This is a genomic window from Marinobacter sp. LA51 (genome assembly GCF_030297175.1).
Classification (GTDB): Bacteria; Pseudomonadota; Gammaproteobacteria; order Pseudomonadales; family Oleiphilaceae; genus Marinobacter; species Marinobacter apostichopi.
This window is the reverse complement of sequence record NZ_AP028070.1, coordinates 3583556-3600853: the sequence shown is the minus strand read 5'-3', so window position 1 is coordinate 3600853 and position 17298 is coordinate 3583556. Positions and strand designations below refer to the sequence as shown.

The 17298-nt window shown below is 60.7% G+C and carries 12 protein-coding genes; 2 read left to right on the top strand and 10 right to left on the bottom strand.

Translation table 11 applies throughout. The features are described 5' to 3' along the window. Nucleotides 1-103 precede the first annotated feature (103 nt). A complete protein-coding gene (locus QUE89_RS16580) occupies nt 104-1186 on the top strand; it encodes a patatin-like phospholipase family protein (RefSeq protein ID WP_286221130.1) in 1083 nt (360 codons plus the stop codon). 3 nt (nt 1187-1189) lie between these two features. On the opposite strand, the gene arsJ is transcribed toward QUE89_RS16580, so the two are convergent. From arsJ to arsB, 3 genes are read right to left on the bottom strand one after another with little or no spacing between them, the layout of a single operon-like run. After that, the gene (arsJ, locus tag QUE89_RS16575; protein ID WP_286221129.1) at nt 1190-2383 is read right to left on the bottom strand and encodes an organoarsenical effux MFS transporter ArsJ; all 1194 of its coding nucleotides are present in this window, start codon (nt 2381-2383) and stop codon (nt 1190-1192) included. Between the two features lies 1 nt (nt 2384). Beyond that, complete coding sequence (locus QUE89_RS16570; protein ID WP_286221128.1) at nt 2385-3389, bottom strand: ArsJ-associated glyceraldehyde-3-phosphate dehydrogenase; 1005 nt, start codon at nt 3387-3389, stop codon at nt 2385-2387. Nucleotides 3390-3430: 41 nt separating this feature from the next. After that, complete coding sequence (gene arsB / locus QUE89_RS16565; protein ID WP_286221127.1) at nt 3431-4459, bottom strand: ACR3 family arsenite efflux transporter; 1029 nt, start codon at nt 4457-4459, stop codon at nt 3431-3433. 185 nt (nt 4460-4644) lie between these two features. Between arsB and QUE89_RS16560 the strand changes: the two genes are divergently transcribed. After that, nucleotides 4645-4893, top strand: a complete 249-nt coding sequence (locus QUE89_RS16560; RefSeq protein ID WP_286221126.1) for a CDGSH iron-sulfur domain-containing protein — start codon at nt 4645-4647, stop codon at nt 4891-4893. 9 nt (nt 4894-4902) lie between these two features. Here the strand turns inward: QUE89_RS16560 and QUE89_RS16555 are convergent, their stop codons facing one another. From QUE89_RS16555 to QUE89_RS16525, 7 genes are all read right to left on the bottom strand, one after another. Next, on the bottom strand, nt 4903-5907 hold the full coding sequence (locus tag QUE89_RS16555; RefSeq protein WP_286221125.1) for a PAS domain-containing protein: 1005 nt from the start codon (nt 5905-5907) through the stop codon (nt 4903-4905). 90 nt (nt 5908-5997) lie between these two features. Then, a complete protein-coding gene (locus QUE89_RS16550) occupies nt 5998-6810 on the bottom strand; it encodes a metal ABC transporter permease (protein WP_286221124.1) in 813 nt (270 codons plus the stop codon). After that, nucleotides 6797-7588 (bottom strand): zinc ABC transporter ATP-binding protein ZnuC, encoded by a 792-nt coding sequence (gene znuC, locus QUE89_RS16545; RefSeq protein ID WP_286221123.1) that lies wholly within the window; start codon nt 7586-7588, stop codon nt 6797-6799. The genes QUE89_RS16550 and znuC overlap by 14 nt, the downstream gene beginning before the upstream one ends. Continuing rightward, nucleotides 7581-8099 carry a Fur family transcriptional regulator gene (locus tag QUE89_RS16540; RefSeq protein WP_286221122.1) on the bottom strand — a complete coding sequence of 173 codons (519 nt, stop codon included), beginning with the start codon at nt 8097-8099 and terminating at the stop codon, nt 7581-7583. Before QUE89_RS16540 ends, znuC begins: the two co-directional genes overlap by 8 nt. Before the next feature lie 67 nt (nt 8100-8166). After that, nucleotides 8167-8628, bottom strand: coding sequence for a chemotaxis protein CheW (locus QUE89_RS16535; RefSeq protein WP_138438360.1), 462 nt, complete (start codon nt 8626-8628; stop codon nt 8167-8169). A gap of 11 nt (nt 8629-8639) precedes the next feature. After that, nucleotides 8640-9692 (bottom strand): chemotaxis protein CheB, encoded by a 1053-nt coding sequence (locus QUE89_RS16530; protein WP_286221121.1) that lies wholly within the window; start codon nt 9690-9692, stop codon nt 8640-8642. Next, entirely contained in the window at nt 9692-17290 is a 7599-nt protein-coding gene (locus QUE89_RS16525) for an Hpt domain-containing protein (protein WP_286221120.1), read from the bottom strand. Before QUE89_RS16525 ends, QUE89_RS16530 begins: the two co-directional genes overlap by 1 nt. Nucleotides 17291-17298 lie beyond the last annotated feature (8 nt).

Here is a 17298-nt window from a genome sequence, read left to right as displayed (position 1 = left end):
AAGAAGCACTAACTGTCGCTATTCCCGACATTTTGGCGGCCTGCGCTTGGCTGTGTACGCGTTGCTTCGTTAAACTTCGCGCCTTGACGAGAGGGAATGCCACATGACCGCAATTCATACCCGGCCGCCAGCACTGACGATCCGAGCCGGTCGGCGTGCTATGCAGCGGCTGAAAGACAAGCCACTGGGTCCGGAAGATGTCCATGTTGTTCCTGGGGCCGCTGGAGGCCCCAAAGCCCTCGGGCTTAGTGGCCTGGACAAAGCGATTTTCGGCGACTGGTTGCCGGCAGTCCCGCAGGAGCGTTCGCTGATTGGCTCGTCCATTGGCAGCTGGCGCTTTGCCGCGGTAGCCTCCTCCGACAATCCCAAGGCGCAGTTGGCGAAACTGGCCGAACTCTATACCTCCCAGCGGTTTGCCAAGGGCGTCAGCGCAGCGGAAGTCAGTCGCAAGAGTGTGCTGTTCCTGGAAACGCTGCTGGCCGGTTGTGAGGATTACATTCTCAACCATCCCTGGTATCGGCTGAATGTCGTGGTGGTGCGCAGTCTGGGGATGCTCGAACACGATACCCGGGGCCGGCTCAGTCTAGGGCTGATGAACGCCATCAGTGCCAACATGGTTAGCCGTCGTCACCTGGGCCGATTCATGGAGCGGGGTATTCTGCACGACGCCCGGCTCAAGGCCCCTGTCTCCAAGCTGATTGATTTTCCCAGCCACGAAGTGGCCCTGACCCGTGACAACCTGTTGCCGGCCCTGTTGGCCTCCGCGTCCATCCCCATGGTGATGTCCGGGGTTCGCAATATTCCGGGTGCGCCTGAGGGGGTGTACCGGGACGGCGGGTTGTTGGATTATCACCTGGACCTGCCCTACGAGCAGCCCGGGGTGATTCTGTACCCGCACTTCACCGACAAGGTGGTGCCGGGCTGGTTTGACAAGACCCTTCCCTGGCGCCGCGGCGATGCCACCCGGTTACAGGACGTGGTGTTGGTGGCGCCGTCGAAGGAATACCTGGAGACCCTGCCTGACCGAAAGCTGCCGGACCGGAAGGATTTTGAGGCCTATGTGAACGATGATCGGGGCCGGGAACGATCCTGGCACAAGGCGATCGCGGAGAGCGACCGCCTGGGTGACGAGTTCATGGAACTGACCGAGACCGGCAAGCTGACCGAGGTGTTGCGTCCGCTCTGAGCATCAGGCCGGAGCCGGGCGCCGTTCCGGCAGCCCGGTGGCAATCAGTGCGGCCAGAGCGATCAGCCCGCAGGAGAGCCATAGGCAGGCCTCGAGACCGTAAACCTGGTAGACCCAGCCCGACAGCACGGTGCCAAGCAGCCGACCTGCGGCGTTGGACATGTAATAAAAGCCAACGTCCAGGGACACACCGTCGCCCCGGGCATAGCTGACGATCAGGTAGCTGTGCAGGGACGAGTTGATGGCGAACAGCACACCGAACAGCAGCAGCCCGCCAACCACCGCCACCTGCGGTGAGACTCCGGTGGTCAGCCCCAGTGCAATGGCCGCCGGAACTACCGCCAGAAGCGCGGCCCAGAGCACCGCCGGCAGGCGTCCGGCCTGATCGCCGGTGATGCGTGGTGCCAGGGTCTGCACGATACCGTAGCCAATGACCCAGCTGGCCATGAAACCACCCACCTGCCAGAAATCCCAACCGAACACCGTGTGCAGGTACACCGGCAGGGCCACCACGAACCAGACGTCCCGGGCGCCGAACAGGAATAGTCGGGCGCCCGAGAGCAGGTTGATCGGGCGGCTCTTGGACAGGATGTCGGTGAACTTGGGTTTGGCCTTGCTCTTGCCAAGCTCCTGCTGCAGCAGCACCAGACTTGATAGCCAGATCAGCACCAGCACCGCAGCCATGGCAATGACCGCGCCCTGGAACCCGATCGCCATCAGCAGCACGCCGCCCAGGAAGAAACCCACGCCCTTGAGGGTGTTCTTGGAGCCGGTCAGGAGCGCCACCCAGCGGTAGAGCTTGCCCTGCTCGGCATCCGAGACCAGCAGCTTGATGCCGCTCTTGGCTGACATCTTGTTCAGGTCCTTGGCAATGCCGGACAGGGCCTGGGCCGCCATGACCCAGGGTACTGTCAAGGCGGCGGCTGGCACGGCCAGCATGGCCAGCGCCACGATCTGCAGCAACAGGCCCAGATTCATGGTGCGATTGAGGCCCATGCGCGCGCCCAGATAGCCTCCAAGCAGATTGGTGACCACGCCGAAGAACTCGTAGAAGACAAAGAGCAGGGCAATTTCCAGCGGTGAGTAGCCGAGCTGGTGGAAATGCAGCACCACCAGCATTCTCAGGGCACCGTCGGTCAGGGTAAAGGTCCAGTAATTGCCGGTAATGACCAGATACTGTCGGATGGCGGCGGTCATGTCAGTCAGCGCCCACCTTGCGCATCAGTTCGGCGGTGCGGTTGGCATAGCCCCATTCGTTGTCGTACCAGGCGTAGATTTTGACCTGAGTGTCGTTGACCACCATGGTCGACAGCGCATCGATGATCGAGGAGCGGGGATCGGTCTGGTAGTCGATGGACACCAGCGGCCGTTCCTCGTAGCCAAGAATCCCGTCCAGTTCGCCCTCGGCGGCTTCTTTCAGCAATTGGTTTACGGTGTCCCGGTCCGTTGGCGTGTCGACTTCAAACACGCAGTCGGTCAGGGAGGCATTGGTGAGGGGGACACGGACCGCGTGCCCATCGAGCCGGCCCTTCAGCTCCGGAAAGATCTCGATGATGGCGGTGGCCGAGCCGGTGGTGGTCGGAATCAGCGAACTGCCGCAGGCCCGGGCCCGGCGCAGGTCCTTGTGTGGGGCGTCGATGATGGTCTGGGTGTTGGTCAGGCTATGGATGGTGGTGATGGAGCCGTGCTTGATGCCCAGTTTTTCATGGATCACCTTGACCACCGGCGCCAGGCAATTGGTGGTGCAGGAGGCGGCGGTAACGATCCGATCGGTGCCCGGGTCGAACAGGTGATCGTTCACGCCTACGACCAGGTTCTTGGCGCCGGCCTCTTTCACCGGGGCAGTAACCACCACCCGCTTGACGCCTTGATCCAGATAGGCCTGTAGCACGTCGACCTTCTTCATCACACCACTGGCTTCGATGACCACGTCACAACCGGACCAGTCGGTCTCGGCGATGGTGCGGTTGTGGGTCACCCGGATACGGCGTTCGTCGATCACTATATGAGTGCCCTCCACGCCGGCGTCCCGGTTCCAGCGTCCGTGAATACTGTCGAAGGTGAGCAGGTGGGCCAGTGTTCCGGCATCCGCGCCCGGGTCGTTGATGGCTACAAACTCAATGCCTGGCCAGTCCCAGGCGGCACGCAACGCTAGCCTGCCAATTCGGCCAAAGCCGTTAATGCCTACTTTGATGGTGCTCATGTACAGTGTCTCCTATAGCGCTGGGCCAGGGTGATTGTGTGTCAGGATGAGATTGGCTGAGGAAACCAGTGTCGGGTCCGGTTTGCGAGGGCCACCAGCGATAGCATAACCGGAACCTCCACCAGAACGCCGACCACGGTCGCCAGGGCCGCGCCCGAGGTCAGCCCAAACAGGCTGATTGCAACGGCCACCGCCAGTTCAAAAAAGTTTGAAGTACCGATCAGCCCGGCCGGCGCCGCAATATTGTGGGGCAGTTGCAGCTTTCGGGCGGCCAGATAAGCGATGACGAAAATGCCGTAGCTCTGGATCAGCAGCGGTATCGCGATCAGCCCAATCGCGACCGGGTTGTCTAGGATGCGCTCGGCCTGAAGCCCGAACAGCAGGGCCACGGTTGCCAGCAGCCCGAGCACCGTGGTCGGTTTGCTGTGGTGTAGCCATCCGTCCAGGCGTTGCTTGCCCTGCCTTAAAAGATAGCGTCGGGTCAGTACGCCAGCAATCAGGGGTGCGACCACATACAGCAAAACAGACAGCAACAGCGTCTGCCAGGGCACGGTGATGGAGGACAGGCCCAGGAGCAACGCGGCAATCGGCGCAAACGCAAAGACCATGATGACGTCGTTCACCGACACCTGAACCAGGGTATAGGCAGCGTTGCCTCGGGTCAGCTGACTCCATACGAACACCATGGCGGTGCAGGGCGCGACCCCAAGCAGAATCATCCCGGCGATGTATTCGGTGGCGGTGGCCGGATCAATCATCCCCGCGAACAACACCTTGAAGAACAGCCAGCCGAGGGCGGCCATGGTGAAGGGTTTAATCAGCCAGTTCACCACCAATGTCAGCACCAGCCCGCGCGGCTCGCGGCCCACCTGTCGGATTGCCGAAAAGTCGATCTGGACCATCATCGGGTAAATCATGGCCCAGATGAACACGGCGACGACCAGGTTCACGTGTGCGTAGGTCAGGTTGGCTATGACTTCGTACCCGTCCGGGAACAGGCTGCCGGTGGTCATGCCAAGGAGAATGGCCAGGGCGACCCAGACACTGAGGTAGCGTTCGAACAGGCCCATTACGCGCCATCCGTGTTGCTTGGGCGGATTCTCTGGTTGTTTGCTTCAGCGCTCATGTATATACCTAAATCCGTATATGCTAGAAAGTGCATATACAATAACCGGCAATGAGTGGCCAGGCAAGTGCCTTGGGGTCATTGTCTATACTGCTTCTATCTGAGGGCAAGATTATGACCGGAGGCGGTATGAGTGATGACAAGGCGCTGGTGGCCAGTAAGACACCCTATTCCGTGCTGGTTGAGGCGGGTAAAAACTACCTGTGGTGCGCGTGTGGCCGAAGCCAGAACCAACCGTTTTGCGATGGCTCCCACAAAGGCACCGGATTCACCCCGGTAAAATTTACCGCGGAAAAAAAGGAGTGGGTCTGGTTCTGCGGTTGCAAACAGACCGGTTCGGCGCCTTTGTGCGATGGCACTCACAAGACCCTGACATAGAGCATTAAGTCAGGGGTGGGGCACGGCGCTGAGGCGAAAGCCGCTGAGGCCATGCACCGGGTCGGTCAGTGCAAGGATGCGTAGCGTGACCTCGACAGTGCTCTCGCCGTCGCCATGATGCAGTGGCACGTCAATGCGTTCGATGGATTGGTCGGCGCGGGCGGCGTTCAATGCCCGTCTAAAATTCTCTCGGCAGTTAGCTACCATCAGTTGTTCAAAGGGATGGCCGGCGAGATCGGCCGGTGCCCGTTCCAGCAACTCAGCGAGTTGCGGCGAAATAAATCCAATGTGGCCGGTTTCGTCGAGTTCACCAATGATCGCTCCGGACAGTGCCACCAGATCTCGGCTGCGTTGCTCACTGTCATCAAGAGCCCGGCGCAGAATGGTTTTCTCGACCTGTAGATTGCTGACTTGCTGGTCGAAGCCCGCTTCCTGAAGCTCCATCTCCCAGATCTGTTTCGTTTTGGTGTGCAATCGGCGGCACTGAATCAACGCCAGCACGGTCGCCACCAGGGTCAGGCAGCCGCCAGCCAGCCAGACGTTTCTGAGTGCGGTGTCGGAGGCCTGTTCGAGGAGGGCCCGGGCTGGCACCGTGGTCAACATCCAGCTGAAATTCTCCGAGCTGACTTCGGTACGCAGAGCCAGCGTGGGGTCAATGGGACCTTGGGTCCGAATTTGGAACAGCGGGCGCTTGGTGTGTCTGGACAAGGTATCAACCCGGACACCTAGGCTGGGCGGTAGCGCATTCGTGAATACAGCTTGTAGCCATTCCCGGGTTGCGCGTTGCGCCAGCGCATCGTCACTGACCCGCCCTGGGGCCCGCGCCAGCAACAGGTGAACCAGGGCCTGGTGTTCGGCTTGATAACGAGCCTCGGCCAGTTGGCGGGCCCGGTGTGATTCCTGATGGGCAGTGAACGCCGTCGACGCCACGCCGACGATCAGAATGACCAATGGCACCCATAGGCCTGGCCAAAGGCGGTGCCAGCCCGATGGATGAGTCGATGTGCTGTCCATGCGCGTCTTCCCGAGTTATGGCAGTTGAATGCCACACTCCCTCAGTGATGTTCCTTCACTTTAGACCAGTCCGAGGTGACTGGGAAATTCTCAGATTCGGGCTTTGCCGGCGGTGCCATAGACCAGCACGAAGGTCAGGAATGCGGTCACTACGGCGGAAGGGCCTGCCGGTGTGTCCAGGTACCAGGACAGGCTTAAGCCGCCGGTCACCGCGATGAAACCAAACACCATCGCCAGCCCAACCATGTGTTCCGGGCCGTGGGCCAGGCGTCGGGCGGTGGCAGCCGGAATGATCAGCAGGGCAGTAATCAGCAGCACGCCAACGATTTTCATCGCCACCGCAATCACCAGGGAAAACATCAGGACCAGGACCAGGCGCAGACGCTCCACCGGCAGGCCTTCCACCCGGGCTAGTTCCGGGTGAATGGTGCTCATCAGAAGACCATGCCAGAGAGTAGCCAGCAGGGTCAGGATCACCGCAGCACCCCCATAGATCCAGAACAGGTCGGCCCGGCTCATGGCCAGCAGGTCGCCAAACAACAGGCCGGTGAGATCCACCCGGACGTCGGGCATGAAACTGAGTGTCACCAGGCCAATGGCCAGGGCGCTGTGAGCAAGAATTCCCAGAAGGGTGTCGGTGGCGAGGGCGCGGGTTCGGGAAAGCAGCACCAGAGCGATGGCCAGTACCATGCAGGTCATTACCACGCCAACGTGCAGTGGCACGCTGATCAGGAAACTCAGGGCAATACCGAGCAAGGCCGAGTGCGCCAGGGTATCGCCGAAGTAGGCCATTCGGCGCCAGACCACGAAGCAGCCCAGGGGCCCGGCGACCAGGGCTACGCCCAGTCCGCCGATCAGCGCCCGCCAGAAAAAGTCGTTGAGCACGGCGTCAATGATGGGCATGGCCGGAGCACTCCTGATGGTCGGTAACGGACGAACCCGTCTCGCTTTCTACCACGTCGCCGTGCAGGTCATGGCGGTGGTTGTGGTGGTGATGGTAAACCGCGAGGGATTCCGCCACCCGGGGGCCGAAGGTTTCAATGAAGGCCGGATCGTGGGAGATATCGGCCGGGTGGCCGCTGCAACAAATGTGTTGGTTCAGGCAAATAACCTTGTCGGTGGCCGCCATGACCAGGTGCAGGTCGTGGGAGATCATGATGATGCCGCAGTTAAGCTCATCACGAAGCTGGCGGATCAGCTCGTACAGCGAGGCCTGGCCATTGATGTCGACGCCCTGAGCCGGTTCGTCAAGTACCAGCAGGTCAGGTTCCCGGACCAGGGCCCGGGCCAGCAACAGCCGTTGCTTCTCACCACCGGACAGGTGATGCACAGAGGCATCCAATAGGTGGCTAACGCCGGTTTTCTGCAAGGCCGCCTGGCATTCTGGCAGCGCCCGCCCGGTTAGCATCATGAAGCGTTTGACGCTCAGCGGCAGGGTCGATTCCAGGGCAAGGTGCTGAGGGACGTAGCCGATCACCAGTTTGCGCGACAGGGTGACTTCACCGCTGGAGGCTTTCTGCAGACCCAGTATGGCCCGTATCAGAGTGGTTTTCCCGGCGCCGTTCGGACCAATAATGGTAATGATGTCGCCCCGGTGCACGGTCAGGTTGACGCGATCGACCACCAGCCGGTCGTCAAATTCCACCGTGACCTGGTTCAGGGTTGCCAGTAACTCACTCATTGCCCGGCGCTCCTGTTTTACCTTCTTCACCCCGTTCGCTTTGGCAGCGAGGGCAGAGACCGGCGATCTCCAGGGTGATGTCATCCAGCGCGAAGGATTCGGCTTCAGTGGCGGCCTTGATGGCACCGGAAACCGACGGCGCGGTCAGTTCCAGAACGTTGCCACAGCCCTGGCAGATCAAAAACATGCCGGTGTGGTGTTCACCGGCATGGGTACAGCCAATAAAGGCATTGAGTGAGGCAATACGATGTACCAGGCCGTTCTGCTGCAGGAAATCCAGCGCCCGGTAAACCGTTGGCGGTGCAGCGTTGTGACCGTCGTCGGACAGCTGGGCCAGGACATCGTAAGCCCCCAGCGGTTTGTGGGATTGCCAGATCAGCTCCAGGACCCGCTCCCGTGTGGGCGTCAGGCGAGCGTTGCGATCCTGGCAGATAGTGCGGGCGTCAGTGAGTGCCTGGGTGACACAGGTATCGTGATTGTGTGGGCGATAGGGCAGTGCGCGGGCAGACATAGCGGGAATCCGGAAAAGTTTGAAACATTATAACATTTCCAAAAATCCCCGCCATGGCACAACAGGATCAGGGGCGAGATTCGTTGGCCAGACCTTCGAGGTATTCCAGGTTGGGAATCCAGGCGTTGTCGCCGTCGACCTCGACCTGCATCAGATCGGCAGGTCCGGCTTCGCCGTCCAGTTGTTTGATTTGGCTTTCCGTGAGGCGGGCCTGGCTGGGAATACCCTGGGTGACCAGGGCAATGAACGGAAGCCGCTGGTGGTGCTCGCCGATGGTGTTCAGCACCACGATGCGTCCCCGATTGGCGCCGGGAACACTAAGGCTGCCGCCATTGGCGGCGTCGTAGGAAATCACCGGGAGTTGCAAACCGCGCCAGTCCAGAAAGCCTACCAGCCATTCCGGCGTGTCGGTTCCGGCTGAGGAACTGGCGTAATCCACCACCTCGGCAATGGAGACGTTTGGAAGTAACAGTTGCCGCTCGCCCATGGGGATCATAACGCAGGAGAGTGTTTGGCTGTTGTCGTTCATTGCTTGTGTCCTCAGGCGGAATCCCGTTTGTGCCGGCCTTTGAGCAGGCACGATTCTTCAATGGTTTTGATCAGCTCCCGGGCCAGTTCTTCCGGTGTGCCACTGAGCGTGGAACACCCGGTGGCGGCAACCGAATCCGGCATTGAGCTATTGCCGCAGCTGGTGTGCTCCTGCACCCAGATTCGGCTCCCGTAGGCTCTGAGCATGGGTGCCGCGATGGCGCCATCGTTGCCCATCCCGGAAAACAGGATAGCATGGCAGCGTGCACCGTAATGGTCGGCGACGTTCAGCAGAACCTGGTCGATGGAGGGCCCATAAGGGCCGGGCCAGGGACTGCTTAATTCGGTCAGCGCCCCGGCCGCGTCCACTCGCCACTCGTGGTCCACCGGCATCAGCACCACGTCGCCATTCTGAACGCGGTAGCCCTCGTTGGCTCGCTTCAGGGCGTAATGAGAGTGGCGACCGAGAACCCGGGTCAGTACCTCGGTGAAATTGTTGTCGATGTGCTGGGCATAAATAAAACCAACGGGCAGGCCCGGTGGCAGGTGATCGAGAAACGACTTGACCGCCGAAGGCCCACCCAGCGAGGCGCCGAGAATCCAGATTTCCTCGGCAACAGAGCCTGGGGTGGCGGGCGTTATCCAGTGCGGCAGGGTCGGCGGTGTGGCTGTTGCCGGTACCTGGACATCCAGCTGCTCGATGCTGGCTTCGGAATCCAGCTCTTCAAGATCGCCGAGCTGATCTTCCAGCTTGCTCAGCAAGCGGCGTTCCCACCGGAAGTAGTCGGTGCCGCCGGGCTTGGGCGCCGGATCAAGGCCAAACAGCACCGGTGCGTCGGTATTCTCCAGCAGATGATCAAACAATGCCGGGTGATCGGCTTCGTCTTCCAGCGTTACCAGCCAGAGCCCGGCTGCCGGAAATTCGGGATAGCCCAGCAATCGCTCCGGGTCCCCGGAGAAACAGACATCAAGTCCCACCTTGGCCGTCGCGGCCTGCAGCCGATGCCGCTGCAACACGATATCCGAGACAATCCCGACTCTGGGCCGGCCACACTGGCCGGCCATCACTGGTTACCGGTCAGCCGTTTGATGGTCTCAAGCAGCTCGGTTTCCTGGAACGGCTTACCCAGGTATTCGTTGACGCCGATGGCCATGGCCCGCTCCCGGTGCTTCTCGCCGGTCCGGGAGGTGATCATGCAGATCGGTGTCTCCCGGAGGTTATCGTCGTGGCGAACAAAGCTGGCAACTTCGAAACCATCCATCCGCGGCATTTCGATATCCAGCAGGATGACGTCCGGCTTGTGGTCCTGCAACTGCGCCACCGCGTCCAGGCCGTCTTTCGCCAGCACTACTTCCATGCCGTTACGTTCCAGCAGGCGCGAGGTGACCTTTCGTACCGTGACCGAGTCATCCACCACCATGACGGTGGTGACCTGCTCTTCGTAGCGTGCCGCTTCACGGGCTTTCTCAAGGCTGGCCAGGCGCTGGCGTTCGGACAGGATGTCGGAACGAATCATCGCTGGCAGGTCGAGGATCACGACCACGTTACCGTCACCAAGGATGGTCGCACCGGACACGCCCCTCACTGAACTGAACTGGGGGCCGAGGGATTTAACGACAATCTCCCGGCTACCCATCAGGTTGTCTACCTGCAGGGCCATCGGCTGTTCTGCGCCGCGCACCAGGATCACCGGCAACGGCAGGGCCTGACCCTGGAGTTTCGGCTGATGATCACTGTTCAGTAGGTTGCCCAGGTACTGCAGCCGGTATTCCTGACCCGCGTACTCGTACATCGGCGCGTCAGGTTTGTAGTATTCCTCCAGCTCGTAGGTGCTGACCCGCACAATGCCCTCGATGGTGTTGAGAGGGATGGCGTAGAAGTCTTCACCGGTCGATACCATCAAGGCGCGGTTGACCGATACCGTAAACGGCAGGCGCACGGTAAAGGTGGTGCCGCGGCCAGCGGCGGAATCGATATCCAGACTGCCGCCGAGCTGTTTGATTTCACTGGCGACCACGTCCATGCCGACACCGCGGCCGGAAATCTGGGTCACCTGCTGGGCAGTGGAGAAGCCGGGCTGCAGGATGAACTGCAGGATCTCCCGCTCGGTGAGATCTTCATCCGCACGCATCATATTCTGGCGGATCGCCTTGTCGCGAATGACATCGGAGGGAATGCCCTTGCCGTCGTCCATCATCCGGAGCACCACGTCACCGCCTTCGCGGGTCAGGGACAACACCACTTCACCGGTTTCTGGCTTGCCGTGGGCCTTCCGATCCGCCGGCGCCTCAATGCCGTGGTCGAGCGCGTTCCGAAGCATGTGCTCCAGCGGTGCAATCATCCGTTCGAGGATGTTGCGGTCCATCTCGCCTTCGGCGTTGCGGACATCAAAGTCCACTTTCTTGCCCAGCTCACCGCTGATCTGGCGGACGATACGACGCAGGCGCGGCACCATCGAGGCGAACGGAATCATGCGGGTCTTCATCAGACCTTCCTGCAGTTCCGTATTGATCCGCGACTGCTGCACCAGCAGGGTTTCGGTATCACGAACCCGGTCGGACAGGGTCTCGCGCAGGTCGGCAAGGTCCGATGAGGATTCGGTCAGGGCTCGGGACAGCTGCTGGATAGACGAGTAGCGGTCCATCTCCAGCGGGTCGAAGTCATCGCCGTAGTCTGGGCCGTGCTCTTTCTCGGCACTGAACAGGATTTGGGCTTCGGTCTCGATTTCCATGCGGCGCAGCTGCTCACGCAGACGCTCAATGGTGGCCGCCATTTCATCCAGAGTGTGGCCGAAGTCGCTGGTCTGGGTTTCCAGACGGCCACGGGTAATACTGGTTTCGCCAGCCAGGTTGACCAGTTCATCCAGCAGAGGCGCAGAAACCCGGATGGTTTCCTGGGCCGCACGCTGACTATCGGCCGCCTTCTTGCGTGCTTTCGCCTGTGGCTTCGCCGGTGCTTTGGTGGGCTTGGGCAGGTTCGCATCCGGTGTCTGGCTCGGTTCCGGGGCTGGTTCGGGTGCCGGGGTCGGCTCCGGTGCGGAATCGCCGGATTCGAAGCGTTTCCGGATGCCCGCCACCATGGCAATGATGGCGTCGTGATCCTGGGTAATGCTCTGCCATTGGCTTTCGCTGGGGGCATTGCCACCCAGGTCAATCAGCCGGGTTTCCAGGCCGTGGGCTTTATCCCCCAGCTGCGCCAGTTGTGATAAGCGGGCACCCCCTTTCAAGGTGTGCAGCGCGCGTTGGGCTTCCTGATTGAAGGTATGGTTGGACGGTTCTTTGTGCCAGTCGTCCAGCAGCTGCTCAAGCTGATCCATGATTTCGCCGGCTTCTTCCAGGAAGATTTCCAGAACTTCCGGGTCTACCTGTTGTTCGGCCCCCGCCGGATCCGGCTGTGCCGCTCCGGTATCGGCTGCGGCTACATCGTGGGCTGTTCGCAGAGCTTCGATAAGTGGGTTATCAGCTTCTGGCTGCTTGCCATCCTCCAGAGTGGTGAGCATGGCCTTCAGCGAATCCAGAGCGCGACCACTCAGTGCCAACAGGGCCTGCTGGTTGTTGGAGCCGGCAATCAGGGGATCCAGTGCGTCAGCCCAGGCCTCGGCCAGGTCAGCGATCGGATCGACGTCTGAGAGTCGGGCACCACCTTTCAAGGTGTGCAGTTCCTGCTGCAGCTGGGTCACACCGGATAGCTCATCCGGCTCATCGCGCCACTGGGCAAGACACTCTCCGATGGCGCTGTGGATCTCCAGACCTTCGTCCAGGAAGATACCAATCAGGTCGTCGTCATTGGCGTTGGCCAGAGATTCAGTAATGGCGGTCAGCTTTTCCGCTTTGGCTTCTGGCTCGGGTTCCGCAGGGGCCTGCTCGGCCTCGATTTCGTGCTCATCGGTGTCGTACTCGGACACCTCGGACTCAGGCTCCGCCGGTGCTGGCTCTCCGGCCAGCTGCTCGCCACGCAGGATTGCCTGAACCTTGGCCACCAGCTCATCTGCCGGTGGGCAGGGCTTCTGGGTGGCAACTTGCTCAACCATCTGTGCCAGCCGGTCGTGACAGGCAAACAGCAGGTCGTTCATGTCGTCGCTGGCGTCCAGCTGACCTTCGGCCACTTTCTCGAACAGGTCTTCAAGGACGTGGGTCAGGTCGCCAATCGCCTCGACGCCCGCCATGCGTGCACCGCCTTTCAGGGTGTGCACATCGCGCTGCAACTCTGCGGCAACGGTCCGGTTGGACGGGTCTTCGCTCCAGGAGTGTAGCGCACTGCCTGTGGAATTGATCAGGTCGTAGGCTTCTTCCAGGAAGATGCCCACCAGTTCTGGGTCCAGGTGAGACAGATCAGTAACATTGTCTTCGGACGCCAGGTCCTCGCTTGGTGCCGGTTCCTCTTGCTCCTGAAGATCCGGGAGCGGTAGCGATTCGTCTTCCGCTGGCGTATCAGATGCTGTGCTGACGTCGGTAACCGGGCGGGAACCGTCGGCGTTGTCCATGTAAGCCTGGATTTCACCGATCAGATCCGGTGCCGGGCGAGGTGTTTCTGAGGCTTCCAGTGCCTCGACCATGCCGGCAAGACGATCGTGTGCCCGGAACAACAGGTCAGACAGGTCGTCATTGATCGACAGCCGCTGCTCAGTCAGGCCTTCAAACAGCGTTTCCAGTTCGTGGGACAGGTCGCCGATGGATGGGATGTCAGCCAGGCGTGCCCCGCCTTTCAGGGTATGCAGATCCCGCTGCAGCAACCGCAGCAAATCCAGGTTGTGGGTGTTTTCGCTCCAGTTTTGCAGCGCGTCCGCCGTGCTGTCGATGAGGTCGCGGGCTTCTTCAAGGAAAATCTCCGCCAGCTCCTGATCCAGCTCGTCGTCGGACTCCTCGGCGTCGGAAGGTGCGGTCGCTTCGGTAGCCTCATGCGACGCATCAGTCTCCGGAGTTGCCGGCTCGATCTCTTCCAGATCCAGGCCAAGATCGATGGCTTCCAGGTCTTCAGCGAATTCCTGGTTGATAACCTCAGCCTGTTCACTGGCCTGGTCGACGTCAGCCTGATCCTGAATCAGGGTTTCCAGGCGTGCCAGGATGTTGTCGCTGGATTCGGTCGAAAGTCCCGCAGCAACCTGATCCATGGTGTTGATCAGCTGTTCGTGGGCATCGCGCACGGTCTCAAAAAAGGCTTCATTCGGCACGGCCTGCTCGGAGGCGGCAGCCTTGTCATAGGCTTCCTTAAGTGCGCCAGACAGCGACGAGACGTCGTGCAGGCCGGCGTCTGCGGCACCTTCGGTCAGTTGTTCCAGTTCTGTCCGCAAGGTGTTGAGCGACTCGGTTTGCTGAGGGTTGCTGGCCCACTGGTCGAGAATCCGGTCGGCGTCCAGAACGATGTCCAAACCTTCGTTCAAGAACAGCTGCACCAGTTGCGAGGGGGCCTCTTGTTCCGGCACATCGCTACCGGCGCTACGGGAACGGTGCAGGTTCTCGCGGGAGAGCCGGTCCAGTTTCGCCAGGAACGCGTCGGTACCTGGCAGCGGCGCTTGAGGATTGGTCCGGATTTGGGCCAGGCCTTCGGTCAGGAAGCTGCAGGCATCCGCGATGCAGGACACCACTTCGCGGTCCGCGCGTTTGTTCTGGGCCCGGGATTCCTTGACGAAACGCTCAAGCGGGGTGATTACTTCGGCAATCGGCGCAATGCCTGCTGTATGGGCGCTGCCCTTGAGGGTGTGCAGGGCCCGGGAGAGATCATCGGTGTAGGAAACCGAAGTCTTGTCACCAGCTGCGGCAAGGAAATCCTTGAGCGATTGCAGGTGGGTGTCGGTTTCGCTCTCGAAGATATCGAGCAGCACCGGGTCGACCTCGGCGTCAGTGCGGCCGGCTTTGGTCGTGTCAGTAATGTCACCAGGCTCAACCTCGGTTTCGGAGGCGGGCATACTGCTGGCATCGGGAATTTCACCGTTGGCCAGGGCATTGGCGCGAGCCTGGAGCTCGCTGGTATCGCTGCTTGGCGCCCGGCGGTTCTCGAAATCTTCGACCAGGGCCGGCAAGGCCGCAGTGACTTCTTCAAGCAGACCGGCAACGTCATCGTTCATGAAAATGCTGCCGTCGATCACGCGGTTCAGCATGTTCTCCACTGACCAAGCCAGTTCACCCACGACCAGTGCACCGACCATTCGTCCGCTGCCCTTGAGGGTGTGGAATGCCCGGCGAACTTCCGACAACGCAGTGCGGTCATCGCGCTGGCGCAGCAGCATCGGCAGGTATTCACGAACGGTGTCCAAAACCTCTCCGGCTTCTTCGATGAAAATCTCAAGGATTTCATCGTCGATCAGATCATCGTCGTCGGCGAAACCTGCGGTTACTGGCGCTTCGGCAGCTAGCTCGGGTGCTGGTGTTTCGGTGTTTTCAGTTTCAGCTGGCTGTTCCGCCGCCTCTGTGGCTTCGCTGCTATCTTTAGCACTTTCTTCGGTGCTTTCTTCGATGTTCAGTTCGGTGCGGCGGGTGGTGGCCATCGCCTCGGCACGTTGAATCAGTTCATCAACGTCGCCGGTGGCCAGGCCGTCCCGGAATTCATTGATTAGTGACGGAATCCGAGTGTTGACCTCATCGATAAGGGAAAACATCTCGTCCGTGGGTTTGATGGTCCGATCAATGACCCGGTTCAGCAGGTTTTCTACCGACCAGGCCAGTTCCCCGAGGCTGGTGGCGCCAACCAGGCGGCCACTGCCCTTGAGGGTATGGTAGGCGCGGCGCACTTCGGTCAGTGCGGTGTGGTCGTCATGATGCTGACGCAGCTGCGGGTAGTATTCGTGGATGGTCTCGAGGACTTCCTCGGCTTCTTCGATAAATATGCCCAGGATCTCGTCGTCCAGCAGCTCATGATCAGACGATTTCGCGGTTTCGGGTGCGGCAGAGACAGCGTCTTCTTCGGAGGCTTCGATGACCGGAATCGAGTCGTCGGCGTTGGCTTCGGACCAGGTCGGATCGGCACCGACCGGGAAGCCAAGCGATGCCAGGCTGTCTTCGGCAACTTTCAGGATGGTTTCGTTCTCGCCAATGCCTTCAGCCAGACGCTCCAGATAGTATTCGATGCTGGTGACGGCATCGGCCAGGGTGTCGAGGTCCTTCCAGTCGGGTACCTGTTTGCCACTGAGTAACACGTCCGTCAGGTAGCGCTCGGCGGAGGCCAGCATGTCGGCAACGCGGTTGAGGGGAATCAGGCCAAGGCCGCCCCGAATGCTGTGCAGCAGTCCGGGCACGTGCTCGATTTCCCGGGTATCCCACTGGGAGGCAATAAAATTGACAATGGCTGTCTTGACTTGCTCAAGGGTGTTCCGGGATTCGCGCAGCAGTGCGCTGTTGGCTTCGCCAAGTTCCCGGGAACCCAGATTAACCGTTTGGCCTTCGTCACTGTCGGTGTCGTCGTCAGACTGGCCGTCGCTGTCGAGGCCAGCCAGACTGGCTTCGATGTAGAGCAAGGCGCCGGCAATGTCCATCATGGTGCCATCGTCGACGGGCTCCATCTGGTTGCTAAGCTTGTTGATCAGTTCGACCTGTTCGGTCACTACCTTGCGGGGAATACCCAGCCCCAGCACTGCCAGGGTGTTGGCCACCTGACGCAGACCGGGGAGCAGGTCCTCCAATTCGCTGTTCTGGCGCTGTTCGGCGCGAACGAACAGGTCGAGCTGGTCCTTGAGCTTGGTGAGTTCTTCATTGAGGGCGCTAACCACCGAGTGGATTGCTTCGCGGCCCGGGCCGGAAACCCGGCTGCGGGCAGCGTCTACGTCGTCCTCGGAAGGAAGGGCCTGGTCCAGCTGGTACTCAGACCGCAAACTCTGGACCTGGGGTGCTTCCAGGTCCCGGGCCCGGGCGACGTAATAAAGTAGGTGTTTTAGCAGCGCCTCAGGCGCCGGCTGTTGCAGGATGTCGGCGTGTTCATCGGTGAGTCGACGAATTTCGCTGTCGAGTTCCCGCAGCAGGGATTTAACCGCAGCGTTGACCGGGTTTACGTGTGCCTGGAGGGTCTCAACAAAGGCGCTGGCTGCTTTCCAGAGCTCGCCACGCGGCGTTTTCTGGCACAGTCGAATAAGGCGCTGGATGACCTTCTGCATGTAATCGAAATGGGCTGCCAGATCTTCTTCGCGGATTACGGCGGCCAGGGCAAACTGGTACATCTGGCGCAGTTTGCGGATATGACCCAGGACCTTCGGGTCCTGAAGGCGCTGGGACACCTTGCCGGTGACTCGCATGTGCGAGCGACTCAGATCAGGTTTGAACAGGGATGTATCTGACAGCAGGGCTTCGCCGCGCGCAGCCCGAAGGTCATTCAGCAGGGGCAGCAGCACCATTGGGAAATCATCCCGGCTGCTGGCCAGGTGATCCAGATACTGGGGCAGCTGAAGGATCGCCTGCATCAGCACTTCGACGGCCTCGTCGACATTGGCGACGGTGTCGTTTAGCACGGCCTGGGTCAGCTTCTCCATCTCTTCGGTCAGCAGGGCTGCGCCGAAAAGCTCAACCATCTGCAGGGTGCCATGCACCTGATGAAGATAATTCAGGCAGAAGCGCAGGCGCGCGGTGTCGTCTCGGTTTTCGACATACGCTTCCAGTGCATACTGACCCTGGGTCAGCGTGTCCTGTATCTCGCCCCGAACCCAGTCGAGGGCGATGCTGTCATGGTGATTGCCCATAACCACTC